This is a genomic window from Acidiplasma aeolicum (genome assembly GCF_001402945.1).
Classification (GTDB): domain Archaea; phylum Thermoplasmatota; class Thermoplasmata; order Thermoplasmatales; family Thermoplasmataceae; genus Acidiplasma; species Acidiplasma aeolicum.
The window spans coordinates 1-5,934 of sequence record NZ_LKBG01000295.1; the positions used below are offsets into that span (position 1 = coordinate 1).

The following is a 5,934-nucleotide window of genomic DNA, read 5'->3' on the forward strand; positions in this document are numbered from 1 at the left end:
CATATTTTAAATATATTATATTTGTTACATTTATAGTCCTTATAATAAATATGTTTTCAATTTTAATAAATAATTTTTATATTTTGTTTACATCATTATTTCTGGGTTTTATAACAGTATCATTAATAATAAAAAAGGCATCAAAAACCTCATAAGTTATATTATTTTGAATTACATTTTTATATATTTCAATGAAGCCTGAATTTTTCCATAGTTATAAGGATATCCCAACTCTCCTCAATATTTTCAACATGAAAAAATGAGGGCTTTTCATAAAATATTACCTAAGAGATAAAAATAATTTGTAGTTTAATTCATAATTCAAAGATTAAATATTTTTTTTAAATTTATTTCCATGGTATATCAGATAATTCCACAGGAATTAAATGAAATGTTAAATAATGATGATGCAGTAATAATTGATGTCAGGGAACCGTTTGAATATGAGTATGGCCATATAAAAAATTCTATTTTAATTCCGGTATTTGATATCTTTAATAATCCTGATTTATTAAAAAAATATGAAAATAAAAAAATAATTCTTGTTTGCAGTTCCGGCCACAGAAGCCTTTATGCGGCAAAATTTCTGGAAGAAAATGGTTATAAAAACATTTTTAATCTTTATAATGGAATTTACGGATGGGAAATGCAGGATTATGAGATTGTTAATGATTAATATTAATTTTTCTTGAGGTACGGTTGGATCTTGAAATAATTATAAGCATTAAAATTATTATTATGGACATAAATAAAAACTGAATTTTATATTTTGCAAGGTATGTTATTAATACAAAAAATATATATCCAAATAAAATGCCAAATAATATGGAATAGGAGCCTATGGAGCTGTCCCTAAATCTAGAATTTACATACAGCCAGATTATTGATGCTGCCAGTGATATTGAAAATAAATACAAGATTATATGGGCGTTTCCCGGAGGTAAAATTGAAAATATTGTATTGCTCTCACCACCGTACTCGATTAAATTTTTAAGATTATCTGAGTATTCAAGCCCAACAGTATAAAAAGCTATTTTGTATGATAACGAATATATTAAGGTGTATGTAATTAAAAGAAATTCAAATAATGATGTTCCCGCTGAGGATACAAAGGATCCAATGACGCCCGCGAATGAACTGGAGGTAATACCATGTATAATCAGAACAATGTCAATTAGCAGTGCAAGGGTTAACAAAAATCCAGTATTTATCTTAAATTCTGGAAATAACATAAAAAAATTATATAATAATTTATATTTCATAAATAGAATGGGATTCATGGATATTATTGTCAGTAATAGATAAACCAAAAATGCCAGTGCAAAATAATACCTGTATTTTTTTATAAAATGGAAAAATAAATAAAATAGAAGTAATATTATAAATATTTGAATGTCCAGGATAGCGTATGTATGTAATAATAAAAAATAGGTTATAAAAATCTGTGGGGCAAATATGAATACAGAAATGGGATATAATATAAGGTTGTTGATTCTTATTTAAACCGCCCCCAGATTGATACTTCTTGCATAATTATACTCTTCCATTATCTTGGGCAGCATGGTTTTATCCTGAACAACATCTGCCCTGTAACCCATTCTTATAATACTGCTTCTAACAAGCCTGAGCCTTGAAATTTGTGATGAATAAAGCCCCCTCATTAACAAATCCTGTAGTGGTTCACTTGGATTATAATTATAGAATGATGTGTGGTCTATAATAAATATAATAACATTAAATGCATATTCTGGCTTTTTTATATTTATATCTGATGCGGTCATTACAAAGATTAATGGTTTTTTTCCTGTTCTTTTATTAAGTATTTTTATTGCAGATTCAAAATCAAAATCTCCACCGGGAAGTATTGATGCTATTTTGGTTTCAAAATCCTTAATACTATTTCCGCTTTTATCCGGTTTTATAAAATAATTGTGTTCGCTGGAATATATAAAAAATCCAACATTATCACGGTTTTTTACCATATAATATGCTGCATTTATTATATTTGTTACAGTTTTATCGTATATTTTATCATCCCCACCAAAATTCATGGAATTGCTGTAATCAAGTAAAAATATTACAGTTATTTCTCTTTCCTCCTCCATTTCCTTGACCATTAATATATCATTGGACTCATCATATCTTGTCCAAGCTATGTATCTGAAATCATCATTTTCAGTATATGGCCTGATACCGTAGAGGTCATAGCCCTGGCCTGCCTTTTTTGAGTAATGGATTCCGTATGTATATATAAAACTGCTTAGCATTTCTGTTCTCTGAGACCTTATATCATTGGCTGATGGATATATTTTAATTTCCATGGTATTACAGTATTTTCTTTCAGAATATGCCAGATCGAATATGTCCCTCATGATTATGGTTATATCACCAAGTGAATATTTCCCGATGTATCTGGGCGTGATTTCATATTTTTTTGTTACAGTGGACTTTTTCCTTATTTTAATAATTCCAGAGTGATTCTCTGATATATTTAAAATGTCAAGGGCCTCATCAAAAAAATAGAAGCTTACATCGTTATTGTTATTGTTTTTAAACACAATATTAATTTCAAATGTTTTATTTTTCCTGAATATTTGTGTATTAACCTCCCTCCTTATATCTATATTTGACAGATATCTTGCCGAGGAATAATTAAAGAAAATTATATCTGAAGATACAATAAAAAATAAAATTAAAGTGAATATTATGTATCCTGAATATCCTATAATTATTGATTCCAGCAGACCGGATAGAATTGCAGTTATAATTACATACCCAAGCTTTTTTATCATCTTGGAACCTCAACGGATGATAAAATATTATCTATAACCCTGAATAATATATCCTGATAATTATTTTCTCCATCAATTAGTGATTCCGGTCTAAGTATTAATCTGTGGTTAAATATCTCATGGGCCATATATATAACATCTTCAGGTATAACATAATTTCTTCCGCTAATAAGTGCATTTGCCTTAACAGCACTTAGATATTTTACAGCGGTTCTTGGGCTTGCACCAAGATAAACCATTGAATTTTCCCTTGTCTGCCTTATTATGTTTACAATGTATTCCATTATGTCATGTGATGCATAAACATTTTTAACCTCATTTTTTAGAAACTCAATATTATCAGCACCCAGTTTATAATATTCCAGGTTGTTATTCCTGCTGGTTGATTCCAGTATTTTTAATTCATCGTCCTGTGAGGGATAGGTTAAAAAATATCTAAAAAGAAACCTATCCATTAAAGCCTCTGCAAGGGGGAATGTGCCCTCCTGCTCCACAGGATTTTGTGTGGCTATAACAAAAAATGGCCTCGGCAGGGGGTATGTTACACCATAGACTGACACATGCCTTTCCTCCATTGCCTCCAGAAGGGCTGATTGAACCTTTGGAGGTGTTCTGTTAATTTCATCTGCAAGTATAATATTCGCAAACACAGGACCCTTCCGGAATTCCATTTTTTTCAATTCCAGATTGTATACCATATTGCCGGTAATATCTGATGGCAACATATCCGGTGTGAACTGTATTCTTTTAAATTCAACGCCCAGATGCTTTGAGAATTCATCGGCAAGCATTGTTTTTGCAAGTCCTGGAACGCCCTCAAGTAATATATGATTACCGGTAAGCAATGATATAAACATGAACCTTACTATTCTCCTGGAACCTATTACCTTATCACCTATTAAATCGTTTATATCATTCAATCTATCTATTAATGATATACTCTCTGCCTCCATTCCTCAAACGCCTCCTCATTTATGATATCCATTTTAATGTTTTTTAATCTCTCATAGCTTTCTATTACCTGAACAGAATAATATTCTGCCCTTTTTATAAATCTTTGCCTGCGCCTGCCTGTTGAACTGGATGCCAATCCTGCATATTTTTCATATTTCTGCATTAATTTTCTAAAATTTTTTACCTCGTCTAAAACCATATCAACATCATTTGACATTTTTGATATGTAATCTTCATACTTTTTTGAACTGATCATTGTATATTCATGAATAAATTGATTTTGTGGTATATTAAATTTTTCAGATTTTACAGAGTTTTCTGGATCTTTATACTTATATATTACGGAATTAAAACCAATTACAATTATAACAACAATAATAATTAAAAGAGGATAAAGAAAAATAAGGGATGATCTTTTGATTAAAAGCGAAATTATGTCAAGAAATAGTATAGTATACATCATTGTTGATCGTTATAAAATAATGCCATGATATCCATATAATTATAAACATCCTTAATTTTGGATATTATCTCCTCTGAATTTATATTTTCATCGAAAATACCATATCTGGCCGGTTCATAATAATTAAGGTAAAAAACGGCAAGTTTTTTTAAAGCATAAAGCTGATTAATATTCTGTTTTGTATTATCCTTTTTGTCTGGCACATCTATGCCATTTAACGCCTCAATTAATTTATTATTATTAACCAGACCCTCACCTGGTTCAACCTTTATTCCAAGATTGTTGAGCTGATTTATTATAAATTCCCTGCTTGATCCATTTTTCTTCACGCTCCCATCGAAACTCTTAATATAATCTGAAAGCACTGAATTATATCCGAAAATTATTGCATCCTTAACCTTGCCATTGCCCAACATTTTACGCATTTCTTTAATAACAGGTATGTCATCAACTGTTTTTATTTTAATCACTGTTTGTTCAATAACTTTATTACTTTTTTTATCCTTTTTAAAAATCATTATTTTTCCACCTCACTCTCTGTGGTGTATGAAATCTTGATGTAATAAAGCATACCGTTTGTTAATTTGCCGTTTGAGGATTCTGGACTAATAATTCCGGGAGTTTTGGTAACCACCTTAATTGGACCATTTTCATATAATCCAGAATTTGGTGAATAATTATTTCCGTTCACATTGAACGCAATTGTTTTCCCATTAACTGATATGCTTGAATTATTAAGGTCATATGGGAAGTTGAATTTTATCAATACACCATTTATTGATGTCGTATTATAGGTAACTGTGGTTATATTATTTGAAACCGTATATACATCCTGGGTTAGCTGTACTGAGGCATTGGCATCGGTTATACTTAAATACTTATATGGATTTGTTGAGTTTAAATCAATGTTAATCACCTTAACCAGTATATTTCCATAATAAACATTTAATGAATTCAGACCCGCACTGGCCAGAAAGGTGTTATTGTTGGTAACATTAACACCATTATAAATAACTGAAAGATTTGATGAAACATTGAGCAGGTATGCGGTTATATTTTTAACAAATGTGCCATTTGAATGTATATATTTAATAAAAGATGTGCTGACATAATGTTTATTATTGTATGTAAAAGTATAATTCCCCTGAGGCGCCTTAAAATTAAAGAATGTGCCTGAATTATTCGATTGAACATTATATTTGATATCTTCCCCATACCTGGATATTGTAAATCCTTTAATATTAACTGATTCATTTCCATTTAATGGAAAGCTTCTCAACTCAACAGTATAATTAAAATCTTTAAGCAGTGCAACGTTATCATTAACATACGTGCTTCCAGTTACATTTTTTATTATTGTTGATGTGGAATAATTATAAAATTTCGTTGTAATTTTATACTGACCTGCCTGTGGTAATCTAAATGTGAAGCTACCGTTTGCACTTGTGATGCCCGTGTAGGTTTGAGTTCGGCCATCATATGTAATATTGGCCTTAAACTGCTGACCTGACACTGGGTTGGTTCCGTTTTTATATATTATTGTTAGATTAAATTGTTTTGGTATGTTAATATCATGATGTACAATTACATCATGATTGGGATTTTCATAGGGATATGCAATGGATACCAATGGGAAAATAATTAATACCGCAATTATTACGCTTAAAACTATGAATAAATTTTTCTTATCCATTTATATAATAATATTAATTATTTCCATAAATA

Annotated in this window: 7 protein-coding genes; 1 reads left to right on the forward strand and 6 read right to left on the reverse strand. The window is 29.9% G+C overall.

Annotated features, from left to right (window positions below; all coding sequences use genetic code 11):
• Nucleotides 1-355 precede the first annotated feature (355 nt).
• Complete coding sequence (locus AOG54_RS09390) at nt 356-676, forward strand: rhodanese-like domain-containing protein (protein WP_048100891.1); 321 nt, start codon at nt 356-358, stop codon at nt 674-676.
• Here the strand turns inward: AOG54_RS09390 and AOG54_RS09395 are convergent.
• From AOG54_RS09395 to AOG54_RS09420, 6 genes are all read right to left on the reverse strand, one after another.
• Nucleotides 666-1,232 (reverse strand): hypothetical protein, encoded by a 567-nt coding sequence (locus AOG54_RS09395; RefSeq protein ID WP_156324242.1) that lies wholly within the window; start codon nt 1,230-1,232, stop codon nt 666-668. The two genes, AOG54_RS09390 and AOG54_RS09395, sit on opposite strands and share 11 nt — an antisense overlap.
• A 267-nt stretch (nt 1,233-1,499) precedes the next feature.
• Nucleotides 1,500-2,792, reverse strand: coding sequence for a DUF58 domain-containing protein (locus AOG54_RS09400; RefSeq protein ID WP_055032656.1), 1,293 nt, complete (start codon nt 2,790-2,792; stop codon nt 1,500-1,502).
• The gene (locus AOG54_RS09405; RefSeq protein WP_048100888.1) at nt 2,789-3,745 is read right to left on the reverse strand and encodes an AAA family ATPase; all 957 of its coding nucleotides are present in this window, start codon (nt 3,743-3,745) and stop codon (nt 2,789-2,791) included. Before AOG54_RS09405 ends, AOG54_RS09400 begins: the two co-directional genes overlap by 4 nt.
• On the reverse strand, nt 3,721-4,206 hold the full coding sequence (locus AOG54_RS09410; RefSeq protein ID WP_055032657.1) for a hypothetical protein: 486 nt from the start codon (nt 4,204-4,206) through the stop codon (nt 3,721-3,723). The genes AOG54_RS09405 and AOG54_RS09410 overlap by 25 nt, the downstream gene beginning before the upstream one ends.
• Nucleotides 4,206-4,727 (reverse strand): hypothetical protein, encoded by a 522-nt coding sequence (locus AOG54_RS09415; protein WP_052656652.1) that lies wholly within the window; start codon nt 4,725-4,727, stop codon nt 4,206-4,208. The genes AOG54_RS09410 and AOG54_RS09415 overlap by 1 nt, the downstream gene beginning before the upstream one ends.
• A complete protein-coding gene (locus AOG54_RS09420; protein ID WP_055032658.1) occupies nt 4,727-5,902 on the reverse strand; it encodes a hypothetical protein in 1,176 nt (391 codons plus the stop codon). The genes AOG54_RS09415 and AOG54_RS09420 overlap by 1 nt, the downstream gene beginning before the upstream one ends.
• Nucleotides 5,903-5,934 lie beyond the last annotated feature (32 nt).

Excerpts from the sequence above, each read along its gene's own strand:
- AOG54_RS09390 (WP_048100891.1), top strand. The coding sequence starts at position 356 with ATGGTATATCAGATAATTCCACAGGAATTAAATGAAATGTTAAATAAT.
- AOG54_RS09395 (WP_156324242.1), bottom strand. The coding sequence starts at position 1,232 with ATGTTATTTCCAGAATTTAAGATAAATACTGGATTTTTGTTAACCCTT.
- AOG54_RS09400 (WP_055032656.1), bottom strand. The coding sequence starts at position 2,792 with ATGATAAAAAAGCTTGGGTATGTAATTATAACTGCAATTCTATCCGGT.
- AOG54_RS09405 (WP_048100888.1), bottom strand. The coding sequence starts at position 3,745 with ATGGAGGCAGAGAGTATATCATTAATAGATAGATTGAATGATATAAAC.
- AOG54_RS09410 (WP_055032657.1), bottom strand. The coding sequence starts at position 4,206 with ATGTATACTATACTATTTCTTGACATAATTTCGCTTTTAATCAAAAGA.
- AOG54_RS09415 (WP_052656652.1), bottom strand. The coding sequence starts at position 4,727 with ATGATTTTTAAAAAGGATAAAAAAAGTAATAAAGTTATTGAACAAACA.
- AOG54_RS09420 (WP_055032658.1), bottom strand. The coding sequence starts at position 5,902 with ATGGATAAGAAAAATTTATTCATAGTTTTAAGCGTAATAATTGCGGTA.